This is a genomic window from Aeromonas tecta (assembly GCF_000820185.1).
GTDB classification, from domain to species: domain Bacteria; phylum Pseudomonadota; class Gammaproteobacteria; order Enterobacterales; family Aeromonadaceae; genus Aeromonas; species Aeromonas tecta.
Genome location: NZ_CDCA01000020.1, coordinates 46,442 through 63,141, shown reverse-complemented (window position 1 = coordinate 63,141; position 16,700 = coordinate 46,442). Strand labels below are relative to the sequence as shown.

The following is a 16,700-nucleotide window of genomic DNA, read 5'->3' as shown; positions in this document are numbered from 1 at the left end:
CGCCATGTGGAAATTGCTGAAATGGAGTGTCATCGGTAGTGTCTTGCTGCTTATCCTGTCTGATATCCAGCTCAGTACTTCTATCTACAAGTACGAGGCCAACAGCGTGCAGATAAACTTCCCGCGCTGGCAGGCCAAACAGCCCTGGGCCACCCTCAGCTGGCATGCCGGCCAGACCGAGTTCCACTGGTATGGCCTGGCTGGCAAACCTAAGCCGGTCTCCGTGCTCTAGCGCAAGCCGTCCTTTTCAGTAGGACGATTCACACAAAAAAAGAGGCCAGCAGATGCTGGCCTCTTTTTTTATCTCGATGTCGGGGTATCAGGCGGCTTCGACAGCTAGCTTGTCACCACTGCGCACCAGTATGCCGAGGCCGCAGGCCAGCAGGGTCGGCAGCAACCAGGCAAGGCCCTTGTCAAACAGCGGCAGGAAGGCGAACGCATCCATCTTCATGCCGGCGGCGCCCAGACCGTCCAGACAGCCGAACAGGAAGGCCACCAACAGCACGGAGCGGAACACCAGGCGTGGACGACCGAAGTAGCCCTTCAGGAAGGTGACCAGCACCAGCGCCACGGCGACCGGGTAGATGGCAACCAGCACCGGGATGGAGAGGCTGATGAGCTGGCTCAGGCCCACGTTGGCGACCACGGCGCAGATAGTTCCCAGCAGCACGGCCAGCTTCTTGTAAGCCATGCCGGTCAGGTTGTGGAAGAAGTCGGAACAGGCGGAGATCAGACCCACGGCGGTGGTAAAGCAGGCCAGGGTGATGATGGCGGCCAGGATGAACTGACCCGGTTGGCCGAACAGGCTCAGCACGTAGGCGTTGACGATGGCGCCACCATTGCTGACATCGCTCGCCACCCCGGCGGCGGTGTTACCGAGCTGGAACAGGGAGACATAGACCACGGACAGACCGATGGCGGAGATGACGCCGGCGATGGCCAGATACTTGAACTGGCTCTGATAGTCGTGGATGCCCTTCTGGCGCAGCAGATCGACGATCAGGGCGCCAAACATCAGCGACGCCAGGGTATCCATGGTGTTGTAGCCTTCCAGGATGCCCTTCACGAAGGGACCACTCTGGTAATCACCGGTGGCGGCGGGCATGGTGCCCTGAGGCGCGATGAAGACACCGATGGCCAGGGTCAGCAACAGCAGCATCAGCACCGGGGTCAGGTATTTGCCGATGGCATCCATCAGCTTGCCCTGGTTCATGGAGACCAGCACGGCCACACCGAAGAACAGCACGGTATAGAGTGCCAGCCCGGTCTGACCCATGTCGCCGATGAAGGGCTTGAGGCCCATCTCGTAGGCCACGAGGCCGGTACGGGGCGCGGCGAAGGCCGGGCCAATGATGATGTAGATGGCGACTGCCAGAGCGGTGGCGACACCGGTAGGCAGCAGCTTGGTCATGCCGGCCCAACCGTTGCCCGCCTTAGCGACGGCGAGGATGGTGATGAGCGGCAGGCCCACGGCGGTGACCAGGAAGCCCAGCATGGCCAGGGAGAGGTGTTCACCCGCCATATAGCCGGCGAGCGGGGGGAAGATGATGTTGCCTGCGCCCAGGTAGAAGGCGAAGGTCATAAAGCCCAATCCGAGCACGTCTGATAATGTGAGTGATTTCGTCAAGTTCAACCTCGTCTGTCTTGTAAACAATTGCTTGTTATAGTTTTTTATTGGTCATCGACCAGTACTGTCTGCGGGTAAAAAAAAGGAGCCCCGCTGCTTTTTTCATCGCGACCAGTGGTTTGAGCTGATCTTGAGCGGGTGCTCGTTTAACAGTCAGCATAATGATGTGAAAAAATAGTTCAAGACAAAATTTACATCTTCAAATAGAAGGGGTGGGTGAGTTGGATATATCTGTCGGAATAGCCTCCGACAGCAGAATGGATCAGGATCTCACCCCGCTCACACCTGTTTAATCCTCTGCCAAGCAGCAATAAAACGCGATTTGCCGCTTTTCCTGCTCTGGTGATAACAGCTGTATAACAACTCTCAAACAGATCATAATTCGATGAAATACATAAGATGTCGTCGGCCATGGGGGTGGGCACCACCAGGGCGACCTGGCCGTCTGGGGCCAGCAGGCGCTGACAGGCGCTCAGCAGGGCGTGGGGATCCAGGCCGCCGGTGTGACGGGCGAGGGCCCTTGCCGGATCGCTGAATGACTGGCCTGCCACGAAGTAGGGCGGGTTGGCGACGATGAGATCGTAAGGCGCGGCCTGATAGTCCTGGATCGCGCACTTGATGATGTTGACCCGATTGGCCCAGGGGGAGGCAGTCACATTCTCGCGAGCCTGGGCGGCGGCATCCTTATCCAGCTCTACCCCGTCGATGTGGCAGTCGATTGTGCTGCGCTGGGCCAGCATCAGGGCGATGAGCCCGCTGCCGGTACCGATGTCCAGCACCCGACGGGCCTCGGCAATGGGGGCCCAGGCACCCAGCAGGATGCCGTCGGTGCCGACCTTCATGGCGCAGCGATCGTGCTCGATGTGAAATTGTTTGAAACTAAACCCGCTGTTTCGTCCCATCTGACCCCCGTCATCTGCCCGCGACACCTAAAATGGTCGGCGATTATAGCGACTAAGCCACAGTCGCCATAGGAGGCGGCGGCATAATCGCCTATAATCTGCGGTTTCCTAAATGACCGAGTATTGCCATGAGCCAGTCCTTTGATGATTTCGACCTGAATCCAGCCCTCAACCGGGCCCTGGCCGAGATGGGTTTCACCCGCCCCACAACCATCCAGCAGATGGTGCTGGAGCCAGCCCTGGATGGCCGCGATATTCTGGCGTCCGCGCCGACCGGCACCGGCAAGACGGCGGCCTTCCTGCTGCCCGCCATGCAACACTTGCTGGACTTCCCGCGCCGCAAGCCGGGCCCGTGCCGCATGCTGATCCTGACCCCGACCCGCGAGCTGGCGCTGCAAGTCAGTGCCCACGCCAAGGCGCTGGCGGTGCATACCCATCTCAGCATCGAGACCATCATCGGTGGCGTCAGCCACGAAGAGCAACTGCCGGCGCTGACCAAGACCACCGACATCGTGGTGGCGACCCCGGGTCGGCTGCTGGAATACATCGAGAAAGAAGAGTTCGAGAGCCACGACATCGAAGTGTTGGTGCTGGATGAAGCCGACCGCATGCTGGACATGGGCTTCGTCAAGGACGTGAATCGCATCGTGGCCGAGGCGCGCTACCGCAAGCACACCATGCTGTTCTCCGCCACCCTGGAAGGGGCGGGGCTCGAGAAGTTCGCCAACGAGATCCTCAAGGATCCGGTCGAACTGCACGCCGAGCCGCCGCGCAGCGAGCGCCGTCCTATCACCCAGTGGGTGCACCTGGCCGACAATGCCGCTCACAAGCTGGCGCTGCTGATCCACATCCTGAAAGATCCGGAAACCCAGAAGGCCATCGTCTTCGTCAAGACCCGTGAGCGACTGGCGGAGCTCTCCGGCCAGCTGCAGGCGGCAGGCATTCCCTGCGCCTGGATCCGGGGCGAGATGGAGCAGAGCAAGCGCATCGAGTCGATCCGCAAGTTCCACGCCGGTGAAGTGCCCTTCCTCATCGCCACCGACGTGGCCGCCCGTGGCATCGATCTGCCGAACGTCAGCCATGTCATCAACTACGACATGCCCTACGGCACCGACGTCTATGTGCACCGCATCGGCCGTACCGGCCGTGCCGGCAACCGGGGTTGCGCCATCAGCCTGGTCGAAGCCCACGACATGGCCATGGTCTCGAAGATCGAGCGCTACACCGAGGAGCGCCTCAAGCGCCGGGTGATCGACGAGCTGCGCCCCACCCATAAAGAGGCGCGGGTGCCGGTGAAGAAGAAAAAGCCGAAGGATGGCAAGAAGAAGTCTGCCAAGAAGAAAAAGAAGTAATACCTGCACAGCAACGGCCATCCTCGGATGGCCGTTTTGTTTTCTGCAGCCTGCAAAAGGGAGGCCGAGCGGTATCGCAGACAGAAAAAAGCCGACGCATAAACGTCGGCTAATAAAAAGTGCTTACAACAGAGGATTCATAGGTTCAGACCCGAGGATCCGGCCGTTGGTTCCCTCTTTTTGTAATTAATTTTCAGCACGCTTGAACATCAGGGTGCGATCATCAGACTCTTCTGGCACGAAACAGTAGCCGCCGGCATCGAAACCGGTCAGCTGGTCCACCTCGGTCAGCCGGTGTTTGATGATGTGGCGAGCCATCATGCCGCGGGCTTTCTTGGCGTAGAAGCTGATGATCTTGAACTGGCCGTTCTTCTCGTCCTTGAACACCGGGGTCACAATCCTCCCCTTCAGTGCCTTGGGGCGCACCGACTTGAAGTATTCGTCGGAGGCGAGATTGACCAGCACATCGTTCCCCTGGGCGACCAGCGCCTTGTTCAGGTGCTCTGTGATGGTGTCGCCCCAGAACTGATAGAGATCCTTGCCGCGCTCGTTATCGAGGCGGATCCCCATCTCGAGGCGGTAGGGCATCATCAGATCCAGCGGGCGCAGCACCCCGTAGAGGCCGGACAACATGCGCAGGTGTGCCTGAGCGAAGTCGAGGTCTTCCTCGCTGAAATCTTCAACGGCGAGGCCCGTGTAGACGTCGCCCTTGAACGCCAGCAGCGCCTGACGGGCATTGGTCGGGTTGAAATCCGGCTGCCACTGGGCGAAGCGGGCTGCGTTCAGGCCCGCCAGCTTGTCGCTGATCTTCATCAGGCTGGCGATCTGGGCCGGCGTCAGTTGACGGGCCCGGGTGATCAGCCGGGCGGAGTGATCCAGCAACTCGGGCCGAGTGAAACGGGAAGTCACCAGCGGCGACTCGTAATCCAGCGTCTTGGCCGGGGAAACCACAATCAGCATATCTATCCTTTACTTGCGGCGACGCACGCCCCCTCATTCGTCCAGGGTGACGTTGTCCAGTGAACCTGCGCCCAACTGCTCACGACCAGACAGCTTGATCAGCAATCTCAGGTCGTTGGCGGAGTCCGCGTGGGCAAGGGCCTCACTGTAGCCAATTTGGCCGGCGCAGAACAGGGCGAACAACGCCTGATCGAAGGTCTGCATGCCGAGTTCGCTGGATTTGGTCATCACCTCCTTGAGCCTATGCACCTCTCCCTTGCGGATGATGTCGGTGATGAGCGGGGTGTTGAGCAGGATCTCGAAGGCGGCGATCCGGCGCTGACCGGTCAGGCCGGGCAGTAGTTGCTGCGCGACTATGGCCCGCAGGTTGAAGGAGAGATCGAACAGGAACTGGCGGTGTTTCTCCTGGGGTACCAGGTGGAGGATGCGATCCAGCGCCTGGTTGGCATTGTTGGCGTGCAGGGTGGCGAGGCAGAGATGGCCGGTCTCGGCGAACTGGATGGCGAGCTCCATTGTCTCCTGGCTTCGGATCTCGCCGATGAGGATCACATCCGGCGCCTGGCGCATGGAGTTCTTGAGCGCCACATCGAAGGATTCGGTGTCGATCCCCACCTCCCGCTGGGTCACTAGGCAGCGACCGTGGCTGTGCACGAACTCCACCGGATCTTCCACCGTCAGGATATGGCCGTCACCGTGCTGGTTGCGGTAGCCAATCATGGCCGCCTGGGTGGTGGACTTGCCGGCGCCGGTGGCACCGACAAACAGCACCAGCCCGCGTTTGGCCATGGCGACATCTTGCAGCACCCGGGGCAGCACCAGTTCGTCGAAGCCGGGGATGTGGGTCTCGATGCGGCGCAGCACCATGCCCGGCCGATCCTGCTGCCAGAAGGCGCTGACCCGAAAACGTCCAAGCGCCTCACGATGGATGGCGTAGTTGGCCTCCCGGGTGCGCAGGTAGCGCTCGAAGTGCTCGGTATCCAGGCTCTCCCTGACCAGGGCGAGGGCCGCCTGCTGGTCGAGGGGGGCCGCCGCCAGCGGCACCAGACGGCCATTGACCTTGAGGGTGGGCGGGGCATCGACCGTGATAAACAGATCCGAGCCCTTTTGTTCAACCAGTGCAGCGAGCAGAACATCCATGTTCATAGCGTCTCCTTGGGTTTGAGGTCGTGCTAAATGCTGTTGGGGTCAGAGGCCTTGGCCTTGGCATCGAGGGCCGCGACAATCCCGCGATTGACCAGCTGCTTGAGGCTCTGATCCATGGTTTGCATACCGTGGGTCATCCCGGTCTGGATGACGGAGTAGAGCTGGGCGACCTTGTCTTCCCGGATGAGGTTTCGCACCGCAGGGATACCCAGCATGATCTCGTGGGCCGCCACCCGGCCGCCGCCGATCCGCTTGAGCAGGGTCTGGGAGATGACCGCCCGCAGGGACTCGGACAGCATGGAGCGCACCATGTCTTTTTCCGAACCGGGGAAGACGTCGATGATCCGGTCTATGGTCTTGGCCGCCGACGAGGTGTGCAGGGTGCCAAATACCAGATGACCGGTCTCGGCCGCGGTCAGGGCGAGGCGGATGGTCTCCAGATCGCGCATCTCGCCGACCAGAATGATGTCCGGATCTTCCCGCAGTGCCGAGCGCAGGGCGTTGGTGAAGCTCTTGGTATCGCGATGCACCTCGCGCTGGTTGACCAGACAACGCTTGTTTTCGTGCACGAATTCGATGGGATCCTCGATGGTGAGGATGTGGTGATGGAAGTTGTCGTTGATGTAGTCGACCATGGCCGCCAGGGTGGTGGACTTGCCCGAGCCGGTCGGCCCCGTGACCAGCACCAGACCGCGCGGGAATTCGGCTATCTTGCGAAACATCTCCGGCGCCCCCAGATCGTCGAGGCTCATGACGGTACTCGGGATGGTGCGAAACACGGCGCCCGAACCGCGCGCCTGCTGGAAGGCGTTGACCCGAAAGCGCGCCATGTTGGGCACCTCGAAGGAGAAGTCGACCTCGAAATTTTCCTCCAGCTCCTTGCGCTGGTGGTCGTTCATGATGTCGTAGATGAGGGCATGCACTTCCCGGTGTTCCAGGGCGGGCAAATTGATCTTGCGAACCTCCCCATCAACCCTGATCATCGGGGGAACCCCTGCCGAGAGGTGTAGATCCGAAGCCTTATGCTTTACACTGAAAGCCAATAACTCTGTGATATCCATAGATTTGTTATTCTCCCATCACAAGATCACGAACTAAATATGAACCAGATTGCCCAGCACCTGCTTCAGGTAAAGGAACGTATTGTACAGGCTGCCCAGCGGGTTGACCGTAGCGCCGATCAGATCCAGCTGCTCGCCGTCAGCAAAACCAAGCCGCTCGCCGACATCCAGGCCGCCTATGCGGCGGGTCAGCGCCGCTTCGGCGAGTCCTACGCCCAGGAGGCCGCGCACAAGATCGATACCCTGCGCGCTCAGGCCGGCTATGCAGACATAGAGTGGCACTTTATCGGCCCACTGCAATCCAATAAATCCAGGCTGGTGGCGATGCGATTCGACTGGGTACAAAGTGTCGATCGTGACAAGTTGATCGAGCGCCTCAACGATCAACGTCCAGCTGAGCTGCCTGCGCTAAATGTCTGTCTGCAAATCAATATTAGCGGAGAGAGCAGTAAATCCGGTACGTCGGAGCAAGAGATTTTCCGACTGGCGGCTCTGGTTGCCAATTGTGATCGACTGGTACTGCGCGGCTTGATGGCCATTCCCGAGCACACCAGCGACGAAGCAGTGCTGGCCGCCCAGATGCGGCGCATGCAGACTCTGTTCACCGAACTTGCGCGACAATACCCGAGCGTCGATACCCTCTCCATGGGCATGACCGAGGATCTCGAGCCGGCGATCGCCCATGGCAGCACCATGGTGCGGGTCGGCACCGCCATCTTCGGCGCTCGCGACTATTCATAAACGAACAACCGTGAATGCAGCGCCAGAGCGGCAGACTCGCCGCCCGGTCGCCGCGTTCGTCATCAATTCAGGAGCCTTTGATGCAGCATAAGATCCTCGCCTTCGTCGGGACGGGCACACAGGGCTCCGCAGTTATTTCATCAGCAGGAGTGCAAGATGCAGCATAAGATCCTCGCCTTTATCGGGGCGGGCAACATGAGCCGCAGTATCATTGCCGGCCTCATCCAGGCGGGCTATCCCGCCGATCGCATTCTGGCCGCCAACCCGAGTCGCCCCAAGCTGGATGAACTGGCTAGCCAGTTTGGCATCCGTATCACCCAGGACAATGCCGAGGCGGCTCGCGCGGCCGAGGTTGTTGTGCTGGCGGTCAAGCCGCAACTGATGGCGGGTATGCTGGCGGCACTGGTGGCCGAGCTGGGCTCGCTGGATGGCAAATTGCTCATCTCCATCGCCGCCGGTATCAAGGTCGAGCGGCTGCAGGAGATGGCCGGGGGCCATGGCCGGATCATTCGCACCATGCCCAACACCCCGTCCTTGCTGGGATTGGGCATGACCGGCCTCTATGCGCCGACGGGGATCAGCCAGGAGGATCGCGATTTTGCCGAGCAGATGATGCAGTCCGTGGGTAAGACGCTCTGGACGGCGCAGGAGTCTGGCATCAACGGTGTCATCGCCGCGGCGGGCAGTGCTCCGGCTTACTTCTTCCTGTTTATGCAGGCCATTGCCGAAGAGGCTGAGGCCATGGGCTTCTCCCCCGAGCAGGCCCGCCTGCTGGTGCAGCAGACCGCGCTTGGCGCCGCCGCCATGGTGGAGCAGAATCCGCAGCTCTCCTTGCAGAGCCTGCGCGAGCAGGTGACCAGCAAAGGCGGCACCACGGCCGAGGCCGTCAAGACATTCCAGGAGCAGGGGCTGATGCCGCTGACTGCTCGCGCCATGCAGGCGGCCGTCACTCGGGCCGCCGAGATGGAAACCCTTTTCTAACCACGCTTTTTAACAAGGAGCCCGGATGAACACGGCTTACTTTCTGATTAATACCATTTTCGATCTCTACCTCATGGTGGTGTTGCTGCGCGTCTGGCTGCAGTGGGCCCGTGCCGACTTCTACAACCCCATGAGCCAGATGGTGGTCAAGCTGACCAACCCGTTGGTGATCCCGCTGCGTCGCATCATCCCCGGTTTCGGCGGGCTGGACATGGCCTCAGTGCTGCTGGCGCTGATCATCGCCTGTGCCAAGCTGGCTCTGCTCAAGAGCATGAACGTACTGGTAACCGACTGGCTCACCCTCAGCCTGTTTGCCTTCCTCACCGTGCTGAAGAAAGCGGGCTCCATGGTCTTCTGGGTGCTGCTGATCCGCGCCATCCTGAGCTGGGTTAGTCAGGGTCGCAATCCCATCGAATACGTGATGCACCAGCTGACCGAGCCCTTCCTGGCACCGATCCGCCGCATCCTGCCGGCGCTGGGTGGGCTGGATCTCTCGGTGCTGGTCGCCTTTATCGCCCTGCAGGCCATAAACTATCTGTTAGGGGATCTGTTCGGCCAGCTGTGGTGGATGATCTGATGCCAGCCGTCCTGCGAGAAGGGGACGGGCTGATACTGCATCTGATGATCCAGCCCAAGGCGAGCCGGGATCAGATCGTCGGACTGCACGGTGACGAGTTGAAAGTGGCCATCACGGCGCCGCCGGTGGATGGTCAGGCCAATGGTCACCTGATCAAGTACCTGGCCAAGCAGTTCAAGGTGGCCAAGGGGCAGGTCCGCATAGTGCGGGGGGAGCTGGGGCGACACAAGACGGTTGCCATCGAGGCGCCAAGGCAGATCCCCACCGAGGTCAGTGCCCTGCTGGAGACGTAAACATGAAAAGGATGACATCATGAGAACAGCCTGGATTAGCTGCCTGTTGGCACTGTTGATGACGCTGCCATTGCGGGCCGAACAGATGAAGGAGCTGGGTCCCTGGCAGGTGCATTACAGCGCCTTCAACTCCAGCTTCCTGACGCCCGAGGTGGCCAAGGCCTATGGGCTGGAGCGCAGCCGTTACAACGGCATCATCAACATCGCGGTGCAGAACAAGAAAGGGGTAGCCCAGGCGGTGGGTATCAGCGGGGAGGCCAAGAACCTGACCGGCACCATCCGTACCCTGAGTTTCCAGGAGGTGAAGGAGGGTGACTCCATCTACTACCTGGCGGTGCTGCCCTATCGCAACGAGGACACCTACCAGTTCACCCTGAAGATCATGGGAGAAGGGCAGCAGCAGACGCTGACCTTCCAGCAGACCTTCTACGTCGACTAAGTCGTAGCCCCTCGACAAAAAGCCCCGAACCGGCCGGTTCGGGGCTTTTTTTATTCGCAATACGCGGGCTCGGGCAAGCCGGCGATCAGCGGCTGGCCAGCGGGTAGGTGAAGAAGGCCAGGTGGGCGAAATTGAACAAGAAATGCAGCAGGATGGCGACGCTGAGTCGCCCGCTCAACTGGAAGGCCAACCCGTAGCAGGCTCCCGCCAGGGTGGCAAACAGCACCAGCAGCGGGCCACCGGCCAGATGCGCTGCCCCGAACAGCAGGCTGGCTGCCAGGATGCCCAGCCAAACCTGGCTGCGCTTGACGATGGCTTGCTGGATAAAACCCCGGAACAGCGCCTCTTCCGCCACACAGGTGAACAGCAGGTTGTTGAGGGCAAACAGCCACCACCAGTGGGGCAGCCCCAGCTCCGGCCTGAGGGCTCCGAGCTGCCAGGCAACCAGCAACAGTGCGGCGAGCGGCAGGGTCAGCAAGGCCAGCGGTCGCCAGCGTATTGGTCCCCCCTCACCAAGCAAGGCGGGCCAGGCCAGCAGCAGGCCGAAGAAGAGCAGCGGCTTGTCCAGATTGAGGTAGAGATTGAAGGGCACGCTGGCGGGGCCGGCAAGTACCTGATCCAGTACCTTGGGATTGTCAAAGCCCGGCACCAGGTGCAGGGTCAGGGCGATGGCCCACAGCAGCACCAGACCGAGAGCCGCCCCGCGCCAGGGCGTGGGCAGGCTGGGCGTTCGCCATGCCAGCAACAGGCCGGCGAGGCTGATCAGCAAGGCCGAGGAACTGATCCGCTCGAGCCAGAGGGCAGCCAGCAGGGCTAGTCCGAGCAGGAGCAGGCCGGGTGTGCGTTGGCGGGCCAGACAGAGCAGCACGGCCAGCGCCAGCGCGCCCCAGATCAGGGCATCGGGTAGTGGTAACATTGAGTCTCCTTGTGCGTTCGAAGGGACGCACCTTAACGATCCATCCCACTATGACACAAGTCTCAATAGACTGGTCGGATCCCTGACATCGCTTTTCTGGCCAGGCTACCGGCGCGGATTGGGCAATAAAAAACCGGAGCAGAGGCTCCGGTTTTGACGATAGGCGGTGGCGTTGACTGGCGGCCAGATCCTGCGATCTCGCGGCATCGTCATACGCTTGGCCGAAGGCGCTATTAACGACCGGATTCGGCGATCACGCGGGCGATGATATCGGCACGCTTGGTGGCTTCCAGCTCGCCAAGGGCGATCAGGCCGGCCTTGAAGATCACGTTCTTCGGCAGGCTGACGTCGTCCAGGGTGGTGATGGCTTCCACGTGCATGCCGTTCAGGCGGCTGGCATCGCGCGGGCTCAGGTTGACCTGAGTGTTCATCACCTGCTTGCCTTTCTTCTTGGCAGGCACGGCGGCTTTCTTGCTGGATTCCTGTTCGTCGTCTTCCGGCAGTTCGTCATCAAAATCGTAAATAGACATAGTCAATCCTGTTGGTTTGCTGCGGGCATGCTGCCCGCGATACAGAGGGTGATCAGCCCATATCCTCATTGCGGATAAAGGCGCGCCAGGAGCCGAGCACCTGGGCAAAATCTTCCAGCCCGCACATGGCCAGCTGCTCATCATCGTAGTAGGCGAGATCGTCGAGATCCTCATCCTGCTCGATATTGAGGACGTTGGCCTTGACCTCCGCCTCTTCATGGGTGAGCAGCAGCGAATAGTCACCGCCAAGCCGGCGGTATTCGGTCCGGGTACGGTTGGACAGCTGGTCGATGATGGAGAACAGCTCATCGAGCGTCTCTTCATCCTTACCCACCTCGTCGATCAGCCACTGGCCGATGGCTTCATGGCCCATGGAGAACCGGGCGCGATAGCCACCGAATGGGTCGCGGCGAAATTCATAGTCCATAACGGAGTCCATATCGAAAGGGCGGGGCCATCACCAGGGGAGCTGGCTTGCGCCAAATCCGTGATCCATGGCGGGCACACCTGGGGTAAAGTGGCCTATTCTAGCGATCCCCCTCTCGCTTGTCTTGATGATGTGGCATCTTTGCCGCGCAACCCCAGTTTTTGTCCGGAGAATCCATGCAGCTAAATGACGCGCTCGCTCATCAGATAGTCAGCCGGGCGATGAAGATATTGTCGTTCTCGGTCAACGTCATGGACGAGCCACATCGTCTCATCATTGCCTCCGATCATTTCCGGCCTGGGATTTGGAGTCTTCATGCAGCTAAATGACGCGCTCGCTCATCAGATAGTCAGCCGGGCGATGAAGATATTGTCGTTCTCGGTCAACGTGATGGATGAGCATGGCCTTATCATCGCCTCCGGTAATCCGGAGCGGCTGCACCAGCGCCATGAGGGGGCGGTGCTGGCCCTGACCGAGAACCGGGTGGTAGAGATAAGCGAGGCCACCGCCCAGCAGCTCAAGGGGGTAAGGCCCGGCATCAACCTGCCCATCGCCTATCAGGGGGAGCTGCTCGGGGTCATCGGCATTTCGGGGGATCCTGACGAAGTTCGTGCTTACGCCGAGCTGGTGCGCATGACCGCCGAGCTCATCCTGGAGCAGGCGGCGCTGACTGAACAGTTGCAGTGGGACAAGCGCCATAAGGAGGAGCTGGTGCTGCAGCTCATCCGTGGTGAAGAGCGGGTCGATCAGCTGCAGCAGGTGGCCCGCTTCCTCGACCTGGATCTTGCCCAGCCCCGGGTGGTGGCGGTGCTGGCGCTGGAAGAGGCGGATCCCGCCCGGCTGCGGGAGCTGGTGCACCTGCTGGAGTACCCGGAGCGGGACAACCTGGTGGCGATCAACGGGCTTGACGAGATAGTGGTGCTCAAGCCGGCCCAGCTCAGCGACGGCGTCTGGCAATCGGCGCAGGAGCGCAGCCGCATCAAGCAGTTGCTGACCCGTATTCCTCACTTTAAGGTACGCATCGGGGTGGGTGATTACTTCGCCGGCATCGGCGGGCTGGCCCGCTCCTACCAGACGGCTCGCGATACCCTGCGCCGTGGTATGCGCCAGGCGCCGCGCAAACAGGTCTACTTCTTCGAGGATTATCGGCTGCCGGTGCTGCTTGGCAGTCTGGCGGACTCCTGGCAGGCGGATCAGCTGCGTGCGCCCCTGCTCAAGCTGGCGCAGGAGGATGCAAAGGGCACACTGCAAAAGACACTGCGCCAATATTTCTTGCAGGACTGTGATCTGCATCCCTGTGCCGATGCGCTGTTCATCCATCCCAATACCCTGCGCTATCGACTGACCCGGATAGAGCAGATAACAGGGTTAAGTTTCAATAAGTTAGATGACAAATTTCTGCTCTATCTCGGGCTCAATCTCGACAGCTGATTTGTTCATATGAACAAATGTTCAGGTTTTGGAAAGGTTTGTTTTGGCATTCAAGCCAAAGCATTCCAAACGGGGATCACCATAATGGCGACCACTCATTCCCACTCCAGGTGTCCGCCATGATCCCAGTATCCGCGCTCGGCGCTCTCGCCGCGCTCTCCATCGCCATCTTCCTCATCCTGAAGAAGGTGCCGCCCGCTTACGGCATGATCGTCGGTGCCCTGGCCGGTGGCCTGATTGGTGGCGCCGATCTGACCCAGACCGTCGCCCTGATGATCGGTGGCGCCCAGGGGATCACCACCGCCGTGATGCGGATCCTGGCAGCCGGTGTGCTGGCGGGCGTGCTGATCGAATCGGGCGCGGCCACCACCATCGCCGAGACCATAGTCAAGAAACTCGGTGAGACCCGCGCCCTGCTGGCACTGGCGCTGGCCACCCTGATCTTGACCGCGGTCGGCGTCTTCGTGGACGTGGCCGTCATCACGGTTGCCCCCATTGCGCTGGCCATTGCGCGCCGCGCCGATCTCTCCAAGGCGGCCATACTGCTGGCGATGATCGGCGGCGGCAAGGCGGGCAACGTCATGTCCCCGAACCCGAACGCCATCGCCGCATCCGATGCCTTCCACCTGCCGCTCACCTCGGTGATGGCGGCCGGAATCATCCCGGGTCTGTTCGGGCTGGTGATGGCCTACTGGCTGGCCAAGCGTCTGAACAACAAAGGCAGCAAGGTCGCGGCCGACGAGGTGGTGAGCTTTGACGGTGCCGCCTTGCCTGGCTTCCTGGCCGCCATCAGTGCCCCCCTGGTCGCCATATTGCTGCTGGCCCTGCGCCCCATCGCCGGCATAGTCGTGGATCCGCTCATCGCCCTGCCCCTCGGCGGCCTGGTCGGCGCCCTGATGATGGGCAAGTTCAGCAAGGTGAACCAGTTTGCGGTCTCGGGTCTGGCCCGCATGGCGCCGGTCGCCATCATGCTGCTGGGGACCGGTACCCTGGCGGGCATCATCGCCAACTCCGGTCTCAAGGATGTGCTGATCAGCGGCCTGACCGCCTCCGGCCTGCCTTCTTACCTGCTGGCCCCCATCTCCGGTGCGCTGATGTCCCTGGCGACCGCCTCGACCACGGCCGGTACCGTAGTGGCATCCAACGTGTTCAGCTCTACTCTGATAGAGCTCGGCATCACCAGCCTCGCAGGCGCCGCCATGATCCACGCCGGTGCCACCGTATTCGACCACATGCCCCATGGCTCCTTCTTCCATGCCACCGGTGGCAGCGTCCACATGGGCGTGAGCGAACGTCTCAAGCTCATCCCTTACGAAACTGCCGTCGGTCTGACCATAGCTGCCGTCTCCACCCTGATGTTTGGCGTGTTCGGTCTCGCCTAAGGAACTGATATGAAAATTGTTATCGCACCGGATTCATTCAAGGAGAGCCTGAGCGCCATGGCGGTGGCCGATGCCATCGAGGCCGGTTTCAAGCAGGTGTTGCCCGACGCCACCTACGTCAAGCTGCCCATGGCCGATGGTGGCGAGGGCACGGTACAGTCCCTGATCGACGCCACCGGCGGGCGCATCCTGCCGGTGGAGGTCACCGCCCCGCTCGGCAACAAGGTGCAGGGCTTCGTCGGTCTGCTGGGGGATGGGGATCGTGCCATCATCGAGATGGCGGCCGCCTCCGGCCTGCACCTGGTGGAGCCCGAGTTGCGCAACCCGCTGCTCACCTCCACCGTCGGTACCGGCGAGCTGATCCTGGCGGCGCTGGAGATGGGGGTGAAACACCTCATCCTCGGCATCGGCGGCAGTGCCACCAACGACGGCGGTGCCGGCATGATCCAGGCCCTTGGCGGCAAGCTGCTCAAGAGTGATGGCACCCCCATCGCACTGGGAGGCGGTGGCCTTGCGGATCTGGCCAGCATCGATCTGAGCGGGCTGGATCCCCGCCTGGCCGGGCTCCACATCGAGGTGGCCTGTGACGTGGACAACCCGCTGTGCGGCCCCAAGGGTGCCTCCGCCGTGTTCGGTCCACAGAAGGGGGCGACCCCGGCGATGGTGGCCCAGCTGGATGCCAACCTGGCCCACTACGCTGGCTGCATCGAGCAAACCCTGGGTCGCCAGGTGAAGGACATTGCCGGCGCCGGCGCCGCCGGTGGCATGGGCGCGGCCCTGGTCGGCCTGCTCGGTGCCGAGCTCAAGCCCGGTATCCAGATCGTCATAGAGGCGCTGAAGCTGGCCGAGGCGGTGGCGGATGCGGATCTCGTCATCACCGGCGAGGGGCGCATCGACAGCCAGACCATACACGGCAAGACCCCCATAGGGGTGGCCCGCTGTGCCAAGCAGTTTGGCAAGCCGGTGATCGGCATCTCGGGTTGCCTCACCGACGACTACGGGGTGGTGCACGAGCACGGTCTGGACGCGGTGTTTGCCGTGGTCAACCGCGCCATGTCCCTGCCGGAGGCGCTGGCGACGGCCACCACCAACCTGCAACTCACGGCCCGCAACGTGGCCGCCCTCTATATGCTGCGCAAGTAATCCCTTCTGGCCGGTGCGAAGCGCCGGCCATCTCCCGTCCCGTGTAGCGGATGTGGTTGGCTGCCTGGCAGCAAACGCTCTGACGCACCTTGCCGATCCCCGATCGGCTTTTTTCATTATCCCGCTGTCTTTTATGTGGTTTTTGTATTCTGACCGAGTGCTTTGCGGCATAGTGATCCCCCATAGTACGAGGAACAACCCATGATCTTGCTGACCCTGGGGGTAGTGCTATTTACCCTGATCCACCTCTATCCCTGTTTCGCCGCCCCTCACCGTGCCCGGGTGCGGGATCGCCTGGGGGAGCATCGTTACAAGGGGCTGTTCTCGCTGCTGGTGTTTGTCGCCATCGCCTGCATCATCGCCGGCTGGCGCAGTGCCAGCCCCCTGCCGCTCTATTTCTTGCCCACCTGGGGCCACGCCCTGGTGATGGGAACCATGCCCGTCGCGCTGATCCTGCTCTGCGCCGGTCAGGGGGCGAACCACTTTCGACGCTACCTGGTGCATCCCCAACTCATCGGCACCCTGCTGTGGGCCGGCGCCCATCTGACGGTCAACAGCGAGGCGCGCTCCCTGGTGCTGTTTGGCGGCATAGGGCTCTGGGCGCTGGTCAGCATCGTCTGGATTTCGGTGCGAGACTGGCAGAGGAAACCGCGCCCGGCCGCGAGCTGGCAGGGGACGGGGATCAGCGTGGGGGCGGGTCTGGCCGCCACGGCCCTGCTCATTTTCTGGGGCCATGGCTGGCTCACCGGCATACCGCTGCATTGATCCCGGGCTGAACCAAAGTCGCGACTCGCC

General features: G+C 61.5%; 20 protein-coding genes. 12 read left to right on the top strand and 8 right to left on the bottom strand.

The window, feature by feature from the left end:
* Positions 1-4 precede the first annotated feature (4 nt).
* Positions 5-232: a hypothetical protein gene (locus BN1137_RS05005; protein WP_050717548.1), complete on the top strand. Its 228-nt coding sequence runs from the start codon at positions 5-7 to the stop codon at positions 230-232.
* Positions 233-319: 87 nt separating this feature from the next.
* On the opposite strand, the gene brnQ is transcribed toward BN1137_RS05005, so the two are convergent.
* Positions 320-1,582 carry a branched-chain amino acid transport system II carrier protein gene (gene brnQ, locus BN1137_RS05000; protein ID WP_050717547.1) on the bottom strand — a complete coding sequence of 421 codons (1,263 nt, stop codon included), beginning with the start codon at positions 1,580-1,582 and terminating at the stop codon, positions 320-322.
* 236 nt (positions 1,583-1,818) lie between these two features.
* The gene (locus tag BN1137_RS04995; protein WP_050717546.1) at positions 1,819-2,529 is read right to left on the bottom strand and encodes a tRNA1(Val) (adenine(37)-N6)-methyltransferase; all 711 of its coding nucleotides are present in this window, start codon (positions 2,527-2,529) and stop codon (positions 1,819-1,821) included.
* A 128-nt stretch (positions 2,530-2,657) separates the two neighbouring features.
* Here BN1137_RS04995 and srmB point away from each other — a divergent pair, with 128 nt between their 5' ends.
* Positions 2,658-3,881: an ATP-dependent RNA helicase SrmB gene (gene srmB, locus BN1137_RS04990; RefSeq protein WP_050717545.1), complete on the top strand. Its 1,224-nt coding sequence runs from the start codon at positions 2,658-2,660 to the stop codon at positions 3,879-3,881.
* 186 nt (positions 3,882-4,067) lie between these two features.
* Here srmB and yaaA read toward each other — a convergent pair whose 3' ends face one another.
* The 3 genes from yaaA to tapT are packed head-to-tail and all read right to left on the bottom strand — an operon-like array spanning position 4,068 to position 7,045.
* A complete protein-coding gene (gene yaaA / locus BN1137_RS04985) occupies positions 4,068-4,841 on the bottom strand; it encodes a peroxide stress protein YaaA (protein WP_050717544.1) in 774 nt (257 codons plus the stop codon).
* A gap of 33 nt (positions 4,842-4,874) precedes the next feature.
* Positions 4,875-5,984: a PilT/PilU family type 4a pilus ATPase gene (locus BN1137_RS04980; RefSeq protein ID WP_050717543.1), complete on the bottom strand. Its 1,110-nt coding sequence runs from the start codon at positions 5,982-5,984 to the stop codon at positions 4,875-4,877.
* A 26-nt stretch (positions 5,985-6,010) separates the two neighbouring features.
* Positions 6,011-7,045, bottom strand: coding sequence for a type IVa pilus ATPase TapT (gene tapT, locus BN1137_RS04975; protein WP_050717542.1), 1,035 nt, complete (start codon positions 7,043-7,045; stop codon positions 6,011-6,013).
* A gap of 39 nt (positions 7,046-7,084) precedes the next feature.
* Here tapT and BN1137_RS04970 point away from each other — a divergent pair, with 39 nt between their 5' ends.
* The 5 genes from BN1137_RS04970 (at position 7,085) to BN1137_RS04950 (ending at position 10,076) form a co-directional block, all read left to right on the top strand.
* The gene (locus BN1137_RS04970) at positions 7,085-7,786 is read left to right on the top strand and encodes a YggS family pyridoxal phosphate-dependent enzyme (RefSeq protein ID WP_050717541.1); all 702 of its coding nucleotides are present in this window, start codon (positions 7,085-7,087) and stop codon (positions 7,784-7,786) included.
* A gap of 156 nt (positions 7,787-7,942) precedes the next feature.
* A complete protein-coding gene (gene proC, locus BN1137_RS04965; RefSeq protein WP_050717540.1) occupies positions 7,943-8,767 on the top strand; it encodes a pyrroline-5-carboxylate reductase in 825 nt (274 codons plus the stop codon).
* A gap of 25 nt (positions 8,768-8,792) precedes the next feature.
* On the top strand, positions 8,793-9,344 hold the full coding sequence (locus BN1137_RS04960; RefSeq protein ID WP_050717539.1) for a YggT family protein: 552 nt from the start codon (positions 8,793-8,795) through the stop codon (positions 9,342-9,344).
* Positions 9,344-9,637 carry a DUF167 family protein YggU gene (gene yggU, locus BN1137_RS04955; RefSeq protein WP_050717538.1) on the top strand — a complete coding sequence of 98 codons (294 nt, stop codon included), beginning with the start codon at positions 9,344-9,346 and terminating at the stop codon, positions 9,635-9,637. Before BN1137_RS04960 ends, yggU begins: the two co-directional genes overlap by 1 nt.
* Positions 9,638-9,656: 19 nt before the next feature.
* On the top strand, positions 9,657-10,076 hold the full coding sequence (locus BN1137_RS04950) for a DUF4426 domain-containing protein (RefSeq protein ID WP_050717537.1): 420 nt from the start codon (positions 9,657-9,659) through the stop codon (positions 10,074-10,076).
* An 85-nt stretch (positions 10,077-10,161) separates the two neighbouring features.
* On the opposite strand, the gene BN1137_RS04945 is transcribed toward BN1137_RS04950, so the two are convergent.
* From BN1137_RS04945 to BN1137_RS04935, 3 genes are all read right to left on the bottom strand, one after another.
* The gene (locus BN1137_RS04945; protein WP_050717536.1) at positions 10,162-10,992 is read right to left on the bottom strand and encodes a CPBP family intramembrane glutamic endopeptidase; all 831 of its coding nucleotides are present in this window, start codon (positions 10,990-10,992) and stop codon (positions 10,162-10,164) included.
* Between the two features lie 233 nt (positions 10,993-11,225).
* Entirely contained in the window at positions 11,226-11,522 is a 297-nt protein-coding gene (locus BN1137_RS04940) for a hypothetical protein (RefSeq protein WP_050717535.1), read from the bottom strand.
* 52 nt (positions 11,523-11,574) lie between these two features.
* Complete coding sequence (locus BN1137_RS04935) at positions 11,575-11,949, bottom strand: YacL family protein (RefSeq protein ID WP_050717534.1); 375 nt, start codon at positions 11,947-11,949, stop codon at positions 11,575-11,577.
* A 176-nt stretch (positions 11,950-12,125) separates the two neighbouring features.
* Between BN1137_RS04935 and BN1137_RS23140 the strand changes: the two genes are divergently transcribed.
* The 5 genes from BN1137_RS23140 (at position 12,126) to BN1137_RS04915 (ending at position 16,670) form a co-directional block, all read left to right on the top strand.
* On the top strand, positions 12,126-12,278 hold the full coding sequence (locus BN1137_RS23140; RefSeq protein ID WP_157433630.1) for a sugar diacid recognition domain-containing protein: 153 nt from the start codon (positions 12,126-12,128) through the stop codon (positions 12,276-12,278).
* A complete protein-coding gene (locus tag BN1137_RS04930; RefSeq protein ID WP_050717533.1) occupies positions 12,265-13,380 on the top strand; it encodes a sugar diacid recognition domain-containing protein in 1,116 nt (371 codons plus the stop codon). Before BN1137_RS23140 ends, BN1137_RS04930 begins: the two co-directional genes overlap by 14 nt.
* A 119-nt stretch (positions 13,381-13,499) precedes the next feature.
* Positions 13,500-14,762, top strand: a complete 1,263-nt coding sequence (locus BN1137_RS04925) for a GntP family permease (RefSeq protein ID WP_042643274.1) — start codon at positions 13,500-13,502, stop codon at positions 14,760-14,762.
* Positions 14,763-14,771: 9 nt separating this feature from the next.
* On the top strand, positions 14,772-15,905 hold the full coding sequence (locus BN1137_RS04920; RefSeq protein ID WP_050717532.1) for a glycerate kinase: 1,134 nt from the start codon (positions 14,772-14,774) through the stop codon (positions 15,903-15,905).
* 201 nt (positions 15,906-16,106) lie between these two features.
* Positions 16,107-16,670, top strand: coding sequence for an NnrU family protein (locus BN1137_RS04915; RefSeq protein WP_050717531.1), 564 nt, complete (start codon positions 16,107-16,109; stop codon positions 16,668-16,670).
* Positions 16,671-16,700: the final 30 nt, after the last annotated feature.

Excerpts from the sequence above, each read along its gene's own strand:
- BN1137_RS04920 (WP_050717532.1), top strand. The coding sequence starts at position 14,772 with ATGAAAATTGTTATCGCACCGGATTCATTCAAGGAGAGCCTGAGCGCC.
- BN1137_RS04915 (WP_050717531.1), top strand. The coding sequence starts at position 16,107 with ATGATCTTGCTGACCCTGGGGGTAGTGCTATTTACCCTGATCCACCTC.
- BN1137_RS04970 (WP_050717541.1), top strand. The coding sequence starts at position 7,085 with ATGAACCAGATTGCCCAGCACCTGCTTCAGGTAAAGGAACGTATTGTA.
- BN1137_RS04945 (WP_050717536.1), bottom strand. The coding sequence starts at position 10,992 with ATGTTACCACTACCCGATGCCCTGATCTGGGGCGCGCTGGCGCTGGCC.
- BN1137_RS04925 (WP_042643274.1), top strand. The coding sequence starts at position 13,500 with ATGATCCCAGTATCCGCGCTCGGCGCTCTCGCCGCGCTCTCCATCGCC.
- BN1137_RS04980 (WP_050717543.1), bottom strand. The coding sequence starts at position 5,984 with ATGAACATGGATGTTCTGCTCGCTGCACTGGTTGAACAAAAGGGCTCG.
- BN1137_RS04930 (WP_050717533.1), top strand. The coding sequence starts at position 12,265 with ATGCAGCTAAATGACGCGCTCGCTCATCAGATAGTCAGCCGGGCGATG.
- brnQ (WP_050717547.1), bottom strand. The coding sequence starts at position 1,582 with ATGACCTTCGCCTTCTACCTGGGCGCAGGCAACATCATCTTCCCCCCG.
- BN1137_RS05005 (WP_050717548.1), top strand. The coding sequence starts at position 5 with ATGTGGAAATTGCTGAAATGGAGTGTCATCGGTAGTGTCTTGCTGCTT.
- srmB (WP_050717545.1), top strand. The coding sequence starts at position 2,658 with ATGAGCCAGTCCTTTGATGATTTCGACCTGAATCCAGCCCTCAACCGG.
- BN1137_RS04940 (WP_050717535.1), bottom strand. The coding sequence starts at position 11,522 with ATGTCTATTTACGATTTTGATGACGAACTGCCGGAAGACGACGAACAG.
- tapT (WP_050717542.1), bottom strand. The coding sequence starts at position 7,045 with ATGGATATCACAGAGTTATTGGCTTTCAGTGTAAAGCATAAGGCTTCG.
- yggU (WP_050717538.1), top strand. The coding sequence starts at position 9,344 with ATGCCAGCCGTCCTGCGAGAAGGGGACGGGCTGATACTGCATCTGATG.
- BN1137_RS04950 (WP_050717537.1), top strand. The coding sequence starts at position 9,657 with ATGAGAACAGCCTGGATTAGCTGCCTGTTGGCACTGTTGATGACGCTG.
- BN1137_RS23140 (WP_157433630.1), top strand. The coding sequence starts at position 12,126 with ATGCAGCTAAATGACGCGCTCGCTCATCAGATAGTCAGCCGGGCGATG.
- BN1137_RS04960 (WP_050717539.1), top strand. The coding sequence starts at position 8,793 with ATGAACACGGCTTACTTTCTGATTAATACCATTTTCGATCTCTACCTC.
- BN1137_RS04935 (WP_050717534.1), bottom strand. The coding sequence starts at position 11,949 with ATGGACTATGAATTTCGCCGCGACCCATTCGGTGGCTATCGCGCCCGG.
- BN1137_RS04995 (WP_050717546.1), bottom strand. The coding sequence starts at position 2,529 with ATGGGACGAAACAGCGGGTTTAGTTTCAAACAATTTCACATCGAGCAC.
- yaaA (WP_050717544.1), bottom strand. The coding sequence starts at position 4,841 with ATGCTGATTGTGGTTTCCCCGGCCAAGACGCTGGATTACGAGTCGCCG.
- proC (WP_050717540.1), top strand. The coding sequence starts at position 7,943 with ATGCAGCATAAGATCCTCGCCTTTATCGGGGCGGGCAACATGAGCCGC.